This window comes from Halogeometricum sp. S1BR25-6, from assembly GCF_031624495.1.
Lineage (GTDB): Archaea > Halobacteriota > Halobacteria > Halobacteriales > Haloferacaceae > Halogeometricum > Halogeometricum salsisoli.
Window position 1 is genome coordinate 823856 of the sequence record NZ_JAMQOP010000002.1, and the last position, 17901, is coordinate 841756.

General features: G+C 68.4%; 15 protein-coding genes. 9 read left to right on the forward strand and 6 right to left on the reverse strand.

Annotated elements, in window-relative coordinates; genetic code table 11:
* Window positions 1-10 precede the first annotated feature (10 nt).
* Window positions 11-1393: a serine--tRNA ligase gene (serS, locus tag NDI76_RS14310; protein WP_310924763.1), complete on the reverse strand. Its 1383-nt coding sequence runs from the start codon at window positions 1391-1393 to the stop codon at window positions 11-13.
* A gap of 204 nt (window positions 1394-1597) precedes the next feature.
* On the opposite strand from serS, the gene NDI76_RS14315 reads away from it, so the two are divergent.
* From NDI76_RS14315 to NDI76_RS14325, 3 genes are all read left to right on the forward strand, one after another.
* Entirely contained in the window at window positions 1598-2512 is a 915-nt protein-coding gene (locus NDI76_RS14315) for an MBL fold metallo-hydrolase (protein ID WP_310924764.1), read from the forward strand.
* A gap of 78 nt (window positions 2513-2590) precedes the next feature.
* On the forward strand, window positions 2591-4579 hold the full coding sequence (locus NDI76_RS14320; protein WP_310924765.1) for an AMP-dependent synthetase/ligase: 1989 nt from the start codon (window positions 2591-2593) through the stop codon (window positions 4577-4579).
* 132 nt (window positions 4580-4711) lie between these two features.
* A complete protein-coding gene (locus NDI76_RS14325) occupies window positions 4712-6574 on the forward strand; it encodes a cation:proton antiporter domain-containing protein (protein ID WP_310924766.1) in 1863 nt (620 codons plus the stop codon).
* Window positions 6575-6592: 18 nt separating this feature from the next.
* On the opposite strand, the gene NDI76_RS14330 is transcribed toward NDI76_RS14325, so the two are convergent.
* From NDI76_RS14330 to nasA, 4 genes are all read right to left on the reverse strand, one after another.
* Window positions 6593-7207, reverse strand: coding sequence for a hypothetical protein (locus NDI76_RS14330; RefSeq protein ID WP_310924767.1), 615 nt, complete (start codon window positions 7205-7207; stop codon window positions 6593-6595).
* A 120-nt stretch (window positions 7208-7327) separates the two neighbouring features.
* The gene (locus tag NDI76_RS14335) at window positions 7328-8461 is read right to left on the reverse strand and encodes a thiolase family protein (RefSeq protein WP_310924768.1); all 1134 of its coding nucleotides are present in this window, start codon (window positions 8459-8461) and stop codon (window positions 7328-7330) included.
* Between the two features lie 86 nt (window positions 8462-8547).
* Window positions 8548-9189, reverse strand: coding sequence for a molybdenum cofactor guanylyltransferase (locus NDI76_RS14340; protein WP_310924769.1), 642 nt, complete (start codon window positions 9187-9189; stop codon window positions 8548-8550).
* Between the two features lie 33 nt (window positions 9190-9222).
* The gene (gene nasA, locus NDI76_RS14345) at window positions 9223-11358 is read right to left on the reverse strand and encodes an assimilatory nitrate reductase NasA (protein ID WP_310924770.1); all 2136 of its coding nucleotides are present in this window, start codon (window positions 11356-11358) and stop codon (window positions 9223-9225) included.
* Window positions 11359-11635: 277 nt separating this feature from the next.
* Between nasA and NDI76_RS14350 the strand changes: the two genes are divergently transcribed.
* The 3 genes from NDI76_RS14350 (at window position 11636) to NDI76_RS14360 (ending at window position 14130) form a co-directional block, all read left to right on the forward strand.
* Entirely contained in the window at window positions 11636-13021 is a 1386-nt protein-coding gene (locus NDI76_RS14350) for an ATP-binding protein (protein ID WP_310924771.1), read from the forward strand.
* Between the two features lie 72 nt (window positions 13022-13093).
* Window positions 13094-13918: an MBL fold metallo-hydrolase gene (locus tag NDI76_RS14355; RefSeq protein ID WP_310924772.1), complete on the forward strand. Its 825-nt coding sequence runs from the start codon at window positions 13094-13096 to the stop codon at window positions 13916-13918.
* Between the two features lie 5 nt (window positions 13919-13923).
* Window positions 13924-14130, forward strand: coding sequence for a hypothetical protein (locus tag NDI76_RS14360; RefSeq protein ID WP_310924773.1), 207 nt, complete (start codon window positions 13924-13926; stop codon window positions 14128-14130).
* 13 nt (window positions 14131-14143) lie between these two features.
* On the opposite strand, the gene NDI76_RS14365 is transcribed toward NDI76_RS14360, so the two are convergent.
* Complete coding sequence (locus NDI76_RS14365) at window positions 14144-15127, reverse strand: DUF5787 family protein (protein WP_310924977.1); 984 nt, start codon at window positions 15125-15127, stop codon at window positions 14144-14146.
* Between the two features lie 104 nt (window positions 15128-15231).
* Between NDI76_RS14365 and NDI76_RS14370 the strand changes: the two genes are divergently transcribed.
* From NDI76_RS14370 to NDI76_RS14380, 3 genes are all read left to right on the forward strand, one after another.
* Complete coding sequence (locus NDI76_RS14370) at window positions 15232-16086, forward strand: DUF6517 family protein (protein ID WP_310924774.1); 855 nt, start codon at window positions 15232-15234, stop codon at window positions 16084-16086.
* A gap of 143 nt (window positions 16087-16229) precedes the next feature.
* The gene (locus tag NDI76_RS14375) at window positions 16230-17459 is read left to right on the forward strand and encodes a translation initiation factor IF-2 subunit gamma (RefSeq protein WP_310924775.1); all 1230 of its coding nucleotides are present in this window, start codon (window positions 16230-16232) and stop codon (window positions 17457-17459) included.
* Window positions 17460-17524: 65 nt separating this feature from the next.
* Complete coding sequence (locus NDI76_RS14380; RefSeq protein WP_310924978.1) at window positions 17525-17899, forward strand: type II toxin-antitoxin system VapC family toxin; 375 nt, start codon at window positions 17525-17527, stop codon at window positions 17897-17899.
* Window positions 17900-17901: the final 2 nt, after the last annotated feature.

A 17901-nucleotide genomic window follows, 5' to 3' on the forward strand; every position in this document is an offset into this window, starting at 1 on the left:
GGTCGCCGAATCAGTCGCGCTTGCCCGCGCCGACCGCCGACTCGCCGACCGGGTCGTGCCCTTCCATGGTTTCCAGACCGCCCATGTAGGACTGAAGCGCCTCGGGGACGGTGACGGTGCCGTCGTCGTTCTGGTAGTACTCCAGGATGGCGACGACGACCCGCGGGATGGCGAGGCCCGACCCGTTCAGGGTGTGCAGGTACTCCGCCGACTCGTGTCGCTCCGGGCGGTAACGCAGACCCGCGCGGCGCGCCTGGAAGTCCTCGAAGTTCGACACCGACGACACCTCCAGCCACCGGCCGCCCTCCTCGGGGCCGTCGTCCATGTCGTCGCCGGGCGCCCACACCTCGATGTCGTACTTCTTCGCCTGGGTGAACCCGAGGTCGCCCGTGCACATCTCTAGGATGCGGTACGGGAGTCCGAGACGGCGGAGCACCTCCTCGGCGTCGTCCAGCAGTTCGTCGAACCGCTCGTAGGACTCCTCGGGGCGGACGAAGTTGACCATCTCTACCTTGTTGAACTGGTGGACGCGGACGATTCCTCTGGTCTCGGTCCCGTGCTCGCCCGCCTCGCGCCGGAAGTTGGGCGTGTACGCCTGGTGTTTCACCGGCAAGTCGTCGTTCAAGAGAATCTCGTCGCGGTACATGTTCGTGACCGGCACCTCCGCGGTGGGGAGCAACCACAGGTCCTCGTCGTCCCACTCCTCCTCGTTGGACTCGCCGATGCGGTAGGCGTCGTCGGTGAACTTCGGGAACTGGCCGGTGCCGACCATCGACCGCGAGTTGACCGGAATCGGCGGGAAGACGTCGACGTAGCCCTGTTCGCGGTGGACGTCCATCATGAACTGGATGAGGGCGTGTTCGAGGCGCGCGCCGTCGCCCTTCGCGAAGTAGAAGCCGCCGCCGGTGACCTTCGCGCCGCGTTCGAAGTCGAGGATGTCGAGGTCCTCGCCGATGTCGTAGTGCGGAATCACCTCGTCGGGCAACGCGCGCAGGTCGTCGAACCCCTCGCGGCGACGTTCGACGTTGTCCGACTCGTCGTCGCCGACGGGCACGTCCTCGTGCGGAATCTGCGGGAGTTCGAGCAGTTTCTCCTCCAACTCGGCTTCGAGTTCGTCCGCGCGCGACTCCACCTCGCCCAACTCCGATTTCAGCTCTTGGGAGCGCTCGATGGCTTCCTGCGCCTCTTCGTCCTTCCCCTCGGCCTTCAGGTCGCCTATCTTCGAGGACGTCTCGTTGCGCTCGTGCCGCAAGTCGTCGCCCTCCTTCTTCAGCGACCGCCACTCCTCGTCCACTTCGAGGACGCGCTCTAAGTCCACGTCCTCGATGCCCTTGTTCCGGAGCGCCTCCCGAACCGTCTCCGGGTTCTCGCGGAGGAACTGCCTGCTTATCATTGCGCAGTGCTACTGAAGGGGGCGCAAAAACCGTGTCGCATCCGTGTCAGGCCAGGACGTGGGGGAGTGGCGGCGGAGTGTCGCTTCGTGCGAGTTCGGACGGCGGGGGCTTTCGAGGTGTTCTCGTCTGCTTCGCCGTTCACGCCGGAGCGTGATGATAGCCAGGAGCCGAACGCTTTTCATCGCGCGCGTCGGCCATCCGCCATGACACGCGGCGACGTTTCGGCGGTGCCCGGCGCGAAGGACGTCCACTACGTCGACACCGGGATGTACGACACCGACCAGTACGGGTCGGTGTACATCCTCGACGCCGAGCGACCGGCGTTCGTCGACACCGGCATCGGGACGAATCACGAGTACCTCCTCGACGCCCTCGACGAACTCGACATCGCCCGCGAGGACGTGGCGTACGTCCTGCCGACGCACGTCCACCTCGACCACGCGGGTGGCGCCGGATTCCTCGCCGAGGCGTGCCCGAACGCGACGGTGCTGACCCACGAAATCGGCGTTCCGCACCTCGTCGACCCCGAGCGACTCGTCGAGGGAACGAAGGCTGCCGTCGGCCGGCAGTGGGAGTACTACGTCGAACCCGAACCGGTGCCCGAGGACCGCATCGAACCGCTGAGCGACGGCGACGAAATCGACCTGGGCGACCGGACGCTGTCGGTGATAGAAGCGCCGGGGCACGCCCCCCACCAGACGATGTTCCTCGATTCGGCCGACGACGTGCTGTTCGCCGGCGACGCGGCGGGCATCTACGTCCCGCAGAAAGAGGAAGTCAGACAGACGTCGCCGCCCTCGCAGTTCGACTTAGAGCAGTGCCTGACGGACGTGCGGACCATCGAGGAGATGGAACCCGACGTCCTCTGCTTCGGCCACTTCGGCCCCGTCGAGTACGACGAGGCGCTGATGGAGTCGTACAAACGGACGCTCGTGGAGTGGGTGGAAGCGGTTCGGCAGAAGCGGGCGGAACTCGGCGACGACGAGGCCGTGGTCGAGCACTTCGCGGAACACACGCAGATGGCCGAAGTGTGGGGCGAACGCAAGGCCGGCGAGGAGGAGAAACTGAACGCGCGCGGCGTCCTCGGCTATCTGGACTATCAGGCGAAACAGGAGTAGAGCATCCGCCGCCGAGCGCTCGGCGACACCCGTCCCCGAACGTACATTCTTTTAAATTGTGAACGAATATACTGTTGTATGAACTGGCGGGACTCCGAAGCGACCTTCGAGGACGAGGTCGTCGGCGACGGGACGCTGGCGCGGATGTTCGAGGACAGCGCGGCCCGGAACGCCGGCGAACCCGCCCAGCGGTACAAGGGCGGCATCTACGACCGCTCGCTCGCGACCGCCGGCGTCGTCTCGGCGGCGCCGGACGGCGACTTCGCGACGCTGACGTACGGCGAGATGCGCGGAATCGTCCGGAACCTCGCCGCCGGCTTCCGCGAACTCGGCGTCGAAGAGGGGTCGCGCGTCGGGATGCTCTCGCACACGCGGATGGAGTGGGCGCAGTGCGACTTCGCGCTCCTCGCGGCCGGCGGCGTCGTCACCACCGTCTACACCTCCTCCTCCGAGCGACAGGTGGAGTACCTGCTGTCGGACCCCGAGGCGTCGGGCGTCGTCGTCGAGAACGCCGACCTCCTCCGGCGCGTCTTCGCCGTCGAGGACGAACTCGACTTGGAGTTCATCGTCCTCCTCGACGACCCCGCGGACGGGAGCGGGATGGGCGGCGCCGTCCGCGACCGCTCGGACGTCTACACGCTCGGCGAGGTGCACGAGACGGGCGCGGCGTCGTTCGACGCGGACGCCTACGAATCGTGGGTCGACGGACGCGACCCCGCGGACCTCGCCTCGCTCATCTACACCTCGGGGACGACGGGACGACCGAAGGGCGTGAAACTCACCCACCGCAACTTCCGCGCGAACGTGAACCAGTGTTACAAACGGTTCGGCCCTCGCCCGGACAAGGACGACGACGTGCCCGTCATCTCGACGGGGTCGACCACGCTGTCGTTCCTTCCGCTGGCGCACGTCTTCGAGCGTCTCGCCGGACACTTTCTGATGTTCGCGGCGGGCGCCTGCGTCGCCTACGCCGAGAGCCCCGACACCCTCCGCGAGGACTTCCAACTCGTCGAACCGACGACGGGGACGAGCGTCCCGCGCGTCTACGAGAAGCTGTACGACGCGATTCGGACGCAGGCCAGCGAGTCCGGCGCGAAGCGGCGCATCTTCGAGTGGGCCGTCGACGTCGGCCGGGAGTACCACGAGGCGGACGCCCCCGGCGTTCTCCTGACGGCGAAACACCGAGTGGCGGACCGACTCGTCTTCGAGCAGGTCCGCGAGGCGCTCGGGGGCCATATCGACTTCTTCATCAGCGGCGGCGGGAGCCTCTCGCCGGACCTGTGCGCGCTGTATCACGGGATGGGCCTTCCCATCTTGGAGGGGTACGGCCTCACCGAGACGTCGCCCGTCATCGCGGTCAACCCGCCCGAGGAACCGAAGATAGGCACCATCGGCCCGCCCGTCACCGACGTGGAGGTGAAACTGGACGACACCGTCGTCGGCGAGGTGACGGGCGATGCCGGCGGCGAGGTAGGTGAACTGCTGGTGAAGGGACCGAACGTCACGGAGGGCTACTGGAACCGGCCGGAGGAGACCGAGGCCGCGTTCACAGAGGAGGGATGGTTTCGAACGGGCGACGTGGTCGAACTGCGGCCCGACGGCTACGTCGCCTTCCGCGAACGCGCCAAGCAGATTCTCGTGCTCTCGACGGGCAAGAACGTCGCCCCCGGCCCCATCGAGGACGCCTTCGCCTCCAGCGACGTGGTCGAGCAGTGCATGGTGCTCGGCGACGGTCGCAAGTTCGTCTCGGCGTTGGTCGTGCCGAACGTCGAGGGCATCCGCGAGTGGGCCGACCGCGAGGGGTACGACCTCCCGGACGACCTCCGTTCGCTGTGCCGCGACGACCGGGTCGACGACCGGATTCAATCGGAGGTCGACGCGGTGAACGAGCGCTTCGAACCGTACGAGCAGATCAAGCAGTTCCGGCTGGTTCCCGAGGAGTTCACCGAGCACAACGACCTGATGACGCCGACGATGAAGAAGAAACGCCGCAACATCCTCGACCGCTACGCCGACCAGGTCGACATGCTGTACGATGCGGACGCCGCCGCGGCGAGGAACGGCTGACACCCTCTTCGGCGCTCCTTCTCTTCCCGAGATTTCCCGCACGTTCGTCGGCGTTCACGCGGAAGAGAGCGCCGTGAATGTGTGCTTTTATGCGCATCCGTAACCTCGACGTGCACACATGGAGGAGTCATAGTGGCCGCGGGTTCTAACCTCATCTACATCGTCGCGGCCATCATCGGTATCGGCGTCGTCTCGCAGGTGCTCTCCGACCGGTTCCAGGTTCCGAGCGTCCTCTTTCTCATCGCCTCGGGCATCGTGCTCGGGCCGGAGGTGCTCGGCGTCGTCAACCCCGACTCCTTCGGCGGCGGCCTCTCGGCCATCGTCGGCCTCTCGGTCGCCATCATCGTCTTCGAAGGGGCGTTCCACCTGCGAATCCAGAAGCTCAGGGAGGCGCCCGCGGCGACGATTCGCGTCGTCACCGTCGGCGCGCTCATCGCGCTCATCGGAACGGCCGCGGCGATACACTTCCTCTTGGGGTCGCCGTGGACCGTGTCGTTCCTCATCGGCGCACTGCTCGTCGCCACGGGACCGACGGTCATCGCCCCTATCCTCGAAGTCGTCCCGGCGCGGGACCGCGTTGAGGCGCTGTTGGAGACGGAGGGCATCGTCAACGACGTGACGGCGGCCATCCTCGCCGTCGTCATCTTCGAGGCCATCGTCGCGGACGTCACCGAACCGGGGGCGGTCCTCACGCTGTTCGCCGAACGCCTCGGCGTCGGCGTCGTCGTCGGCGCTCTCGTCGCCGCGGCGATGGTCTACGGACTCCGGTACGTGGACCTCTCGCCGGGCAACGCGCCGCAGAACGCGCGTCTGCTCGTCCTCGCCGGAGCGCTCGTCGCCTACGGCGCGGCGGACTTCATCGCCACCGAGGCGGGCATCGCCGCCGTCGCCACGGCCGGCATCCTCCTCGGCAACGCCGACATCCCCTACGAGGAGGACATCTCGGCGTTCAAAGGCGACATCACGCTCATCGTCCTCTCGTTCGTCTTCATCGCGTTGGCGGCGCTGTTGGACTTCGGGACGCTCATCCGCCTCGGTCTCGGCGGCCTCGGCGTCGTCGTCGTCGTCGCCCTCGTGCTCCGACCCCTCCTCATGTTCCTGTCGACGCGGGGCGACCGGTTCACGACGGGCGAGAAGTGGTTCATGAGCCTCGTCGGCCCGCGGGGTATCATCCCCGCGTCCGTGGCGACGCTGTTCGCCATTCAACTGCGAGCGGAAGGACTGACCCAGGCGGCCGACACCCTCGTCGGCACCGTCTTCCTCGTCATCCTCGTGACGGTCGTCTTCGAGGGCGGCCTCGCGCGACAGATAGCCGAATACCTCGACGTCATCCCAATGCGTGTACTCATCGTCGGAGGCGGCAAGGTGGGCCGAACGCTCGCCGAACGCCTCGAAGACCGCGGAGAAAACGTAGTGCTCATCGAACATGACCCGGATATAATCCAGATCGCCCGCAACGCGGGCCACACCGTCCACCAAGGTGACGGCACCGACACCGACGTGTTGCGGTCGGCGGGGGCAGGCAACGCGAAAATCGTCGTCGCCGCCACCGGCGACGACGACGTGAACCTGCTGGTCGCCCAACTGGCGAACTCGAAGTTCGACCCCGAAACCATCATCGCCCGGGCGAACAACCCGAACAACGTCGACGCCTTCGAGGAACTCGGTGTACGCACCATCTCGTCGGTGCTGGCGACGGCGCAGGCCATCGACAACTACATCGAACGGCCCGCGATGATGAACTGGATGGGCGAGATCGGTCACTCGGGCGACGTCCAAGAGGTGGAGGTCACCTCCGAGGAGATCGTCGGGCGGACCGTCCGCGACATCGGTCCGGAACTCCCCGAGGGCTGTCTCATCGCGCTGGTCGCCCGCGACGGGCAGACCAGCGTTCCGAGCGCCGACTACACCATCCAGCACGGCGACCGAATAACCGTCATCGGCGGTCACGACGCCGTCCGCGAGGCGATGGCGTTCGTCAACCCCGACAGCTAAAAGAAGAGAACTGCGCTCTCAGTCGTTCGAGCGAGCGGCGGCCGCGCCCGCCGCGCCCAGACCGAGGGCGCCGGCGAGGAACCCGAACCCGGGAATCGCCGACCCGGACCCCGAACCCGACCCGCCCCCGGCCGAACCGGGCGTCTCGATGCTGCTGCTCCCCACTTCTTCGAGCCGCAGGTTGACGTATCCGCCGCCGCCGCACTGGGTCTGGCTGTTCACCACGAACAGCTTTCCGGGTTGGATGGGGTTCTGCGTCACCGCGAACAGGACGATGGACTCTGACTGGTGGTTGTCGTTGTAGGTGTCGATTATCTCGGCGTCGTAGCCCGTCACGCTGTCCTCGCTGTCGACGAACCCGCAACTACCGACGCCCTGGTTGTCGGCGTCCCGGTTGTAGCCCGACACCTGGACGAACAGGCCGGTGTAATCGGAGTTGCCGAACGTCGGCGCCGTGTTCTGCACCGCCGCGGACGGCGTCGCGGCCTCCTCGTCGTCGCCCGACTGGGCGGCCGCCGAGTCGGCGAACGCTGGCGTCAGCGCCGCCGTCCCGGCCGCCGCGGTGCCGGCGAGGAGGCGGCGACGGCTGAGCGTTCGGTCGCTGTCGGCGTCGCGTGAACGGTCGTTGTCCATGAACATCTGATACGTTGGACGGACGCTCAAAAAACGTCGTGGCCGTCGGAACGTCGGGACGCCCGAGCGACGCGTGCGACGCGTTCGGGAGAGTGTGAGACCGGTACGGGGGAGTCCGAACTACCGGCTGAACTCTATCGCGGCGCCCTGTCCGAACCCGACGCACAGCGTCGCCAGTCCGCGCTCCTCGTCGCGCTTTATCATCTCGTGGATGAGCGTCACCGGCAGTCGGGCGCCCGAGGCGCCGAGGGGGTGACCGAGGGCGATTGCGCCGCCGTTGACGTTGTACCGCTCGGGGTCGACGCCGAGTTCGTCGCGCGCGTAGAGACACTGGCTGGCGAACGCCTCGTTCAGTTCGACGAGGCCGTAGTCGGAGACGTCCCGACCGTTGCGTTCGAGGAGGTTCCGCGTCGCCGGGACGGGGCCGATGCCCATCACCGTCGGGTCGACGCCGGCAACGGCGTTCGCGCCCGTCTCGGCGAGGACGTCGAGGCCGTGTTCGTCGGCGAACTCGCGGGAGGTGACGAGGAGGGCGGCCGCGCCGTCGGTTATCTGCGAGGAGTTGCCGGCCGTGACCGTCCCGTCGCCGGTGAACGCGGGGTCGAGACCCGCCAGCGCCTCCGCGGAGGTGTCCCGGCGGATGCCCTCGTCCTCGGTGACGACGCCGTCGTCCGTCTCGATGGGGACGATTTCGTCGTCGAAGCGGCCCGAATCGGTCGCCTCGGCGGCGCGTTCGTGGCTCTGCGCGGCGTACTCGTCCTGCTGTTCGCGGGAGACGCCGTACTCCTCGGCCACCTTCTCCGCGGTCATCCCCATCTGGAGTTGGAAGACGTTGTACGTCTCGGATAGTTCGGGGTGGAGGTGCTCGTAGGAGTCGCCGTCCATCGGCACGCGACTCATGCTCTCGACGCCGCCCGCGAGGACGCAGTCGCGGTTGCCCGCGGCGACGGCGTCGGACGCGGAGATGACGGCCTGCATCGAGGAGGCGCACCAGCGGTTGATGCTCGTCGCGGGCGTCCCCTCCCCGAGTTCGGAGAGGAGGGCGATGACGCGGGCGACGTTGTTGTCCTGCTCGCCGCGTTGCTGGGCGACGCCCCACATCAGGTCGTCCACGTCCTCGCCGTCGAGGTCGGTCTCCTCCAGGATGTGGTCGATGAGCGCCACGGAGAGGTCCTCGCTCCGGACGTCCTCGAAGACGCCGCCGGCCTTGCCGAACGGGGTGCGGTACGCGGCCGCGATGACTGGCTGAGGCATGGTCGTTTCTCGGTCGTCCGTGGTGATAAATGGGGCAGAACTCGGAGACACGGGCGCGGAGTTTCACTCCCGGCGGGGCGTTCGGGTCAGGGGTCGACGCCGGAGGGGTCGGGTCGGCGGGCGGCCTCGGGGAGGTCCGCCCGGACGTCGACGTCGCGGAGGATGCCGGGCGCGCCGTGGGCGCGGGCGACCCGTTCGTCGACGACGACCGGACCGAGCGAGGAGCGGAAGGCGCCGAAGCCCCGACGGCCCGTCCGGAGCAGTTCCGAACAGGAGACGAGGCCGGAGTCGACGTGTATCGCCGCCGGGAACGGTCGGACGCACCGCTCCCACTCCAACACCGCCCCCGTCGCCCCGACTGCCTGCGAGAGCAGGTGTTCGAGCAGGGGGGTCGACAGCCACGGCATATCGCAGGGAGCGGCGAGCGCGTACGCACCGGTGGCGTGTCTGAGCGCGGTCCGGAGACCGAACAGCGGTCCGCGGTCGCGGATGGGGTCGAACGCGAGGACGAGCGGAACCGAGAGGTCGCCGACGGCCGCGGTCAGGTCGTCGGCCTGTTCGGGTCGGCAGTTGACGACCAGTTCGTCCACCACGGGGGCGAACGCGGACGCGACGTGGCGCACGAGCGGTTCGCCGTCGAGCGGTGCGAGCGCCTTGTCGCCGCCCTCGAACCGAGTCGAGCGCCCGCCGGCGAGGACGACCCCCGTCCGGCGGACGTCAGCCGTCATCCGTCGGTCGCCGAGACGGTCCGCGGAGGGCCATCAGTCGCTCGCCTCCGCGACGGGGGAGGGTTCGGGGCGGGGGGTCGAGGGGTGGCGCAGGCGAACCGCGCACTGCTTGACGTTCGCCTCCTTCGAGTGCGGGTCGACGGCGTCGACAGTGAGGCGGTTCGTCTCGGGGTGGTGGATGGAACACCACAGCAGACCGGCGGGGACCGTCTCGTCGGCTTCGACGACGGCCGGCACGGTGCCGCGGCGGGTGTCCAGCAGGGTGTGTCGCTCGGACTCCTCGCCGTCCGCGTCGACGGCGGCGTCTCCGGTCTCGTCCGCGTCGACGGCGAGGGCGTCCGCGTGCGCCTCCAGCGTTTCCGGGGCGGCCCGGACGACGAGCGGTTCCGGTTCGGACTCCCCGCGGGAGCGGACGCCGGTGTTGTAGCCGTCCGACTCGCGGCCGGTGGTGAGCGTCAGGTCGTACGTGTCGTCCGGTTCCTCGGGGAGCGCCGGGGCGTCGAACGCGGGCGTCGAGACGCGCGCCAGTCCCGAGGGCGTCTCGAAGGACCACGAACCGTCGTCGGTCAGGTAGCGGTAGACGGTGCTGTCGGTCGGCCCCTTCGCGGGCCAGCGGACGGCGTACTCCGCATCGAGGCGGTCGTAGGTGATGCCCGCGCAGTCGGCCTTCGTGCCGGCGGTGAGCCGCCGGAACTCGTCGAATATCTTCGACGGGTCCGCGGGCGGCGACGGAAGGAGGCCGGGGACGACGCGGCGCGCCACGTCGCAGATGATGTCGAGGTCGGTATGGACGCCCGTCGGCGGGTCGGTGGCCGCGCGGACGCGCGAGACGGTCCGCTCCATGTTTATCGCCGTCCCCTCCGTCTCGCCCCACGTCGCCGCCGGCAGCACCACGTCGGCGTACTCGGCCGTCTTGGTGCGGAAGGCGTCCTGCACGACGAGGAACGTCTCCTCCAAGGCGTCGCGGACGGCCCCCCCGTTCGGATAGCCCGCGGCGGGGTTCGTCGCTATCGTCCACAGCACCGTCGGGTCCGAGCGGAGTACGTCGACGGGACCGGGGCCGGGGTCGTCCGGCAGTCGTTCGACCGGCACGTCCCACTCGTCGGCGACGCGGGCGCGCTCTTCGGGGTCGTCGAAGGCGCGGTGACCGGGCCAAGAGCCCTTCGAGGAGCAGACGCGGGTGCCCATCGAGTTCGCCTGTCCGGTCAGGGAGAACGGGCCGGACCCGGGGCCGAGGTTGCCCGAGGCGAGACAGAGGTCGACCAGCGCGCCGGCGGTGGCGCTCCCGCGAACGCTCTGGTTGACGCCCATGCCCCAGTAGACGAGCGTCTTCGACTCGAACGCCGTCGCCAGTCGCTCCACGGTGTCGACCGAGATGCCCGCGGCCTCGGCGGCGTCCGCGACGGTCGGAAGCGACCGGCGGAGCGAGTCGAAGCCGACGACGTTCTCCGAGAGGAACGTCTCGTCCACCCGGTCGGTGTCGACGAGGCGACGGAGCACCGCCTGCGCGAGGGCGAGGTCGCCGCCGGGGTCGAGGGCGACGTGTTCGTCGGCCAGCGCCACCGACTCCGTCTCGACGGGGTCGACGACGATGAGGTCGCCGTCCTGCGCGCTGTCGGTTATCCAGCGGAACATCACGGGATGAGCGACGGCGGGGTTCGCCCCCCAGACGACGTGTGACTCCGCCTCCGGGATGTCGTCGTAGGAGGGCGGCGGGGCGTCGCTCCCGAACGCGCGGTAGTAGGCGGTGACGGCCGACGCCATGCACAGCGTCGTGTTCGCGTCGTACAGCCGAGTTCCGAGTCCGCCGCGAGCGAGTTTCCCGAGGGCGTACGCCGCCTCGTTCGTCTGCTGGCCGCTTCCCAGTATGGCCACCTCGTCGGGGTCCGCGGCCGCGGCGTCGGAGACGGCACTCGCGACCAGACACATCGCGTTCTCCCACGTCGTCGGCACGAGTTCGTCGTCGCGTCGGACGAGCGGTCGCGTGAGCCACTCCCCCTCCGGTTCCGCTGACTCGCGGATGCCTCGACCGCACGCGAGACCTTGCGAGACGGGGTGGGCGGGGTCGCCGGTGACGCGTTCGATGCCCGCGCCCGATTCGACCTCGCGGTGGACGTGCCCGCATCCGACCGCACACCGCATGCACGTCGTCGAGACCTGTCTAGCCACGGACGCCACCTCCCCCGCCGAGAGTAGACGATTCGCCACCGGAAGAGCGGATTCGCCGACCGCTCGAAATCTGAATCACGATACTTTGTGAAATACCACGGCACTTAGAGCTAATCGTTGAACAGATAAGCCTAGAATTGACACCACGGGTGAGCATCAAATACCTAATACAATAATAGGTGTGCGTTCGTCTACTCGGCGTTCGGTTCGGGCGCTCCCGGCGCGCCGTCGGCGGTATTCGACGGTCTTATGCCATCCGGAGGGTAACGTTGTTGGGATGAGTGACCCGGCTCTCGAGGTGGTCGAGTTCCTCCTCACGGCGAATCTGTACACCGAAAACCGTGAGTTAGATGAGAACGACCTCCCGCCGCGGTATCGCCGCGTCTTTTGGACGGACCCGCCGGACGACGACGACGAGGACGACAGCGACGAGACGGCCCCAATCGGCATCGAACGCCCCCTGGTGGTGACCGACAGCATCGCCCGTAAAGCGACCGGCGTCGAACGCCCCTGGGAAGCGGTCTCGGACCTCATGTTCACCCAGCGCGAGGACTTCTCCGGCCGCATCTCGCTCACGCAACCGGACATGGCCATCGACTGGTTCCTCGACCGGGCCGACCACGAGCGGTTGTCGACGAACCCCACCGTCGCCGCCGCCGTCGAGGACCGCGAGGAGGTCGACGTGACCCACGCGGAGGCGCGCGAGCAAACCCGTTCTATCCAGGCCGACCGCGTCTGGATCGACAGCCTGCTCGACCAGTACTTCGACGAGGAGGAGGACGCCGAGATGCTGGACCTCGTGCAGGTCCGCGCGCCCGAGGAGATAGAGATGACCCTGACGGATCTCGTGTTGACGCAGGACCAGGAGGGGGAAATCCAGAAACTGATGAAGGCCATCGAACACCGCGAGTACCTCGCGGACATCGGCCTCCGCGAGATAGGCAAGATACTGTTCGTCGGCCCGCCGGGCACCGGGAAGACGACCGTCTCGCGAGCGCTCGCACACGAACTCGGCCTCCCGTTCGTCGAGGTGAAACTCTCGATGATAACGAGCCAGTACCTCGGCGAGACCGCCAAGAACGTCGAGAAGACATTCGAGGTGGCCAAACGGCTCTCCCCCTGCATCCTCTTCATCGACGAGTTCGACTCGGTGGCGAAGACCCGCCGGTCGGACGAGCACGCCGCCCTCAAACGCGCCGTCAACACGCTATTGAAGAGCATCGACGACATCTCGCTCATCCGCGACGAGGTCATCCTCATCGGCGCGACGAACCACCCTGACCAACTCGACGCGGCGGCGTGGCGGCGCTTCGACGAAATCGTCAACTTCCCCAAGCCGGACCAGCAGATGCGCGCCGACATCCTCCGCATCATCACGAAACGGATGGACGTCGCGGAGTTCGACCCCGACTCCGTCGCGGAGCGAACCGAGGGACTCACCGGCTCTGACCTCCGCATGGTCCTCCGCGAGGCGGTCCTCGAAGCCCTCACCGAAGAGCGGATGTCGCTCACGCAGGAGGACATCCTCGACGCCGTGGAGGACTTCGAGGAGCGGGACAACCTGAAGAACATGGACATGATGTCCGACGGCGAGCAGTTGGTGGCGGGCGACGGCGGCGGAAGCGGCGACGAACACTCGCACGACCACGGCCACGACGACTGAGGGCGCGGCCTCTCGTCTCTTTTCTTTCGCCTTCGACTACGCTTATCACCCCGCCGTCCCCTACACCCGACGATGCGCGTCACCCTCCTCGGAACGGGCGACACCACGGGCACGCCGACCGTCGGGTGCGACTGCGACACCTGCCGCGAGGCGCGCGCCCGGGGCGTCGAGCGGTCGCGCTTTTCGGTCCACATCGAGAACACGCGGACCGGCGAGTCGCTGCTCGTCGACTTCAGCCCCGACTTCCGCCAGCAGTTTCTGACGCACGACGTCCCCCTCCCCGACGCGGGCCTCGTCAGCCACATCCACTTCGACCACGTCGACGGCCTCGGGAACGCCTACCGGGTGTTCGACGACCTGCCGGTCCACGCGGCCGACGAGGTGGACCCGAAGACGGGGCGGAGCGTCGCGGGCACCGTCTCGCAGAAGTACGACTACCTCGACCGAATCACGGTGCGCGAGCAGACTCCCTTCGAGACGTTCCGGACGTGCGGTCTCGACGTGACGCTCGTCCCCGTCGACCACCCGCCGCTGGTCTGCTACGGGCTGACGGTCGAAGACCCCGAGACGGGCGCGAAGCTCTCGCTATCGGGCGATACGAGCTACGGCGTCCCCGAGGAGTCGCGGGAGGCGCTCGCGAACCCCGACCTCTTCTTGGCCGACGCCATCGTCCCGGCGTCGCTCTGCGAGCACCACCCGCTCGGCGGCAAGCACCACGACGCCGACGGCGTCCCGCGGACGTTCGGCACGAAGCACATGACGCGGGAGGGGGCACTGGACCTCGCCGCGGACGTGAACGCCGAACGGACCCGACTCGTCCACACGGCGCATTTCTATCCGGTCGAAGAGGCGTTCGAGGAACCGCTGGCGCTCGACGGCGAACAGTACGAGCTCTGAACCCCGTGGAAACACCACCCGGACTCCCGTACGCCGTCGGCAGTGCCCTCGCCGGCGGCGGCGTCTACGCGGCCGTTTCGGTTGCGCTGACGGGGCGTGTCGACTTTCTCGGCGGCGCCGTCTTCGTCGTGGTGCTCGGCGTCGTCGTGACCATCGGTCTCGTCCACGCCGACCGGGGGGAGCGCGGAGACGGGAACGGAGACGAGAAGTGAGCGCGAGCCGCGGTCACAGAAACCGGTCTAGCCCGCTCTGTCGGCGTGCGACGCCCGCGGGGTCCACGACCCACGGCGTCCGGTCGTCTCGGAGCGTCGCGGCGTCGACGGCGGGCGACTCCCCCGCTTCGAACGCCGGGCAGTCGTCGCCGCAGTCGCGGCCGGGGTCGACGACGCGGCCGAAGTGAGCGCAGTAGGGGCGGCCGTCGTCGGTGGCCCGTGCGCTGGCGCACGGGGGGAACTCGTACGTCCGCCAGCCCTTGCCGTAGGTCCGCTCTGCGACGCGGAGTCGCGCGAGTCGCTTCTCTTCCGCGGAGACGACCGTCACGTCGGTTCGGAGGGGGTGCTCGGCGGCGAGTTCGACGCCCGGACCGGCCGCGTCGAGCGGCGTCGGGTCGCGGACGACGGTCCGTTCGCCCGTCGCCGGGTCGAACCGCCAGACGCCGACCGCCTCGGGGATGCGGTTGAGGTGCGCGCGGGTGACGTGGCTCTCCGTGGCCAACACCACCTCGTCGAACAGGCCGAGAGAGACGTCCGTCCGGAGTTGACGCTCCAAGTCGCCGGGGGCGTCTAGGTCGGGTTTGTTCTCGACGCCGACGAGCGACGCGAACCACTCCTCCGGGTAGCGCGTCGTCCGCCGGACGTACTCGCGGCCGCCGCGGACCTCCGAGTCGAAGAAGCCCGCCTCGACGGCGGCGTCGACCGTCTCCCGCGCCGTCTCGCGGTGGCAGTCGAACGCGTCGCGCCAGAACACCGCCTCGCCGACGCCGACGTCGCTCGTCACTGCGCGGACCGGAATCGTCCGCTCGGAGATTGCCGCGCGGTCGTCGAACGCCGGGCCGGGGACGAGGCCGCAGACGTCGACGACGCGGCGGGCGGGCGCGGCGACGGCGGCGCCGAGTTGGCGGCCGAGCACCCAGTCGGTCGCCTCTTCGAGGTGCGAGCAGAGGGCGAGTTCGAAGGCGAACTCTCGGGGGCCGTCGGCGTCGGCGTGCACGTACCGGACCGTGGGTGCGGGGCGGGCAAAAGCGACTCGCACTCGTATATCAAATCAGATAATTCATGGAAAAAGTACTTTATCGCTCGGGGACGAGATTCGCCATGGAAGGGAACACGGAATCGGGCACCGAAGCGAACGAACCGAACCGACGGGCGCGCGACCGGGCGGGAACGACCCACCGCCGCGCGTTCCTCGGCCTCGCGGCCGCGGCGGGGACCGCGGCCCTCGCCGGATGTAGCGGCGCGTCGGGGGCCGTCAGCGCGGCGCGCCGGCCGCCGGCCGTGCCGGAGGGACGCCTCTCGGAGGGCGGGTGGGAGCGCATGGACGACGTGACGCAGGACCCGGCGTTCGAGCAGGACGCCGGACCGGTGACGGTGACGGCGTCGACGCGGACGCTGCTGTACGAGGACGCCGGCCTGCGCACCGAAATCGAGGAGAAGACGCTCGGGCAGGCGTCCGGACAGTTCGCCACGTTCTTCGCCTCGCGGGTGACGTTCGACCCCGACCTGACGAGTCTGCCCGCCGGCGCGGGTCGAAAAGAACTGCTCGAACAGGTGGAGTCGCAGTCACGGGCGCAGTTCGAGGCGCGACTGAAAGAGGCCGGCCTCGCGCCGGTCGAACAAGTCGGAACGGGGTCGTTCGACGTGGCCTCGGGCGCGTCGGCCCGCCTGACCGAGTACGAGGCGACGTACGCCTTCGAGGGGTTCAGCGTCAACGTGGGCGCCGAACCCATCACCATCGAGGGCGGCGAGATACCCGTCGCGGGCCACCTCGCGGCGTGGATTGCGAGCGACTCGGTGCTCGTCGCCGGCGGCGCCTACCCGGCGGCGAACTTCGCGCGCGAGGTGACGGAGTCGCCCTCGGCGGCCATCGACCTCAGCGTGGACATCGACCTCGGGTTGACGCCCGAGGCGTACCGAGAGGAACTGTTCGGCCTGATGCGCCGCGTCGAGTAGCGACGGGACGGACCCGGACGAGCCGAATCAGGCGTCAGTGCGTGTCTCGGTGGCACGCGGCGCGCGTCGAGCGCCGCGAGAACAGCAACTTTATCAGTCGTTCGGGGCGAAACTTCCCCAAGATTACTCTCAGGAGGTCAATGGTGACACAAAATCCACAGCAACCGGAGGTGAACATCGGACTCGTCGGTCACGTCGACCACGGAAAGACGACGCTCGTGCAGGCGTTGTCGGGGTCGTGGACCGACCAGCATTCCGAGGAGATGAAACGCGGCATCTCCATCCGCCTCGGTTACGCAGACGCGACGTTCCGACAGATTCCCGGCATCGACGCGCCGGAGTGCTACACCGTCGAGGAGACGGACGAAGACGGCAACGAGACCGACGTGCTCAGAACCGTGTCGTTCGTCGACGCGCCCGGCCACGAGACGCTCATGGCGACGATGCTCTCGGGCGCGGCTATCATGGACGGTGCCGTTCTGGTCGTGAGCGCGACCGAGGACGTCCCGCAGGCGCAGACCGAAGAGCACCTGATGGCGCTCGACATCATCGGTATCGACAACATCGTGGTCGCACAGAACAAGGTCGACCTCGTCGACCGCGACCGCGCGGTCGAGAACTACGAGCAGATACAGGAGTTCGTGAAGGGCACCGTCGCGGAGGACGCCCCCATCGTCCCCATCAGCGCCCAACAGGAGGTCAACATCGACCTCCTCATCGACGCCATCGAGCGCGAGATTCCGACGCCCGAGCGCGACGAGTCGGAGGCCGCGCGGATGTTCACGGCGCGGTCGTTCGACATCAACCGGCCCGGCACGACGTGGGAGGACCTCTCCGGCGGCGTCATCGGCGGGTCCGTCGTCGAGGGGAAACTCTCGGAAGGCGAGGAACTCGAACTCCGTCCCGGCCGCGAGGTCGACGAGGGCGGACAGACCGAGTGGCGGCCCATCACGACCGACATCCGCTCGCTGCAGGCCGGCGGAGAAATGACCGACGAGGTGCGGCCCGGCGGCCTCTGCGGCGTCGGGACCGGTCTCGACCCCAGCCTCACGAAGGGTGACGCCCTCGCCGGACAGGTCGCGGGCGAACCCGGGACGCTGCCGCCGACGCGCGAGGAGTTCACGATGGACGTCGACCTCCTCGAACGCGTCGTCGGCGAGGACGAAGAGGAGATAGAGGAGATTTCGACGGGCGAGCCGCTGATGCTCACCGTCGGCACGGCGACCACCGTCGGCGCGGTGACGAGCGCGCGGTCGGGCGAGGCCGAAGTCTCGCTGAAGCGCCCCGTCTGTGCCGCCGAGGGTGCGAAGATAGCCATCAACCGCCGCGTCGGCGCGCGGTGGCGCCTCATCGGTATCGGGACCCTCAAGTGACGACGGAGACACGACACCGGACGGACGCGAACGCGGACGTCGACGCCGGGAGCGCACCGACCACGGTGCTGCTCGACACGAACGCGCTGATGATGCCCGTGGAACTCGACGTCCGTGTGTTCGAGGAACTCGACCGACTGCTGGCCGCAGACGCCGACCTCGTGGTCCCCGAACCCGTCGCGCGGGAGTTGGAGAAACTCTCCGACGGGAGCGGGGCCGAGGCCGTCGCGGCGAGCGTCGGGTCGGACCTCGCCGCCGACCGGTGCCGTGTCGTCGACGCCGAGGAGACGTACGCTGACGACGCCGTGGTGGAACTCGCAGCACGCGGGGCCGACTACGTCGTCACGAACGACAGACCCCTTCGCGACCGACTGCTCGAACGCAGCGTACGGGTAATCGGTATAAGGGGGCGCGACAAACTGGACATAACAGAGCCTTAGCA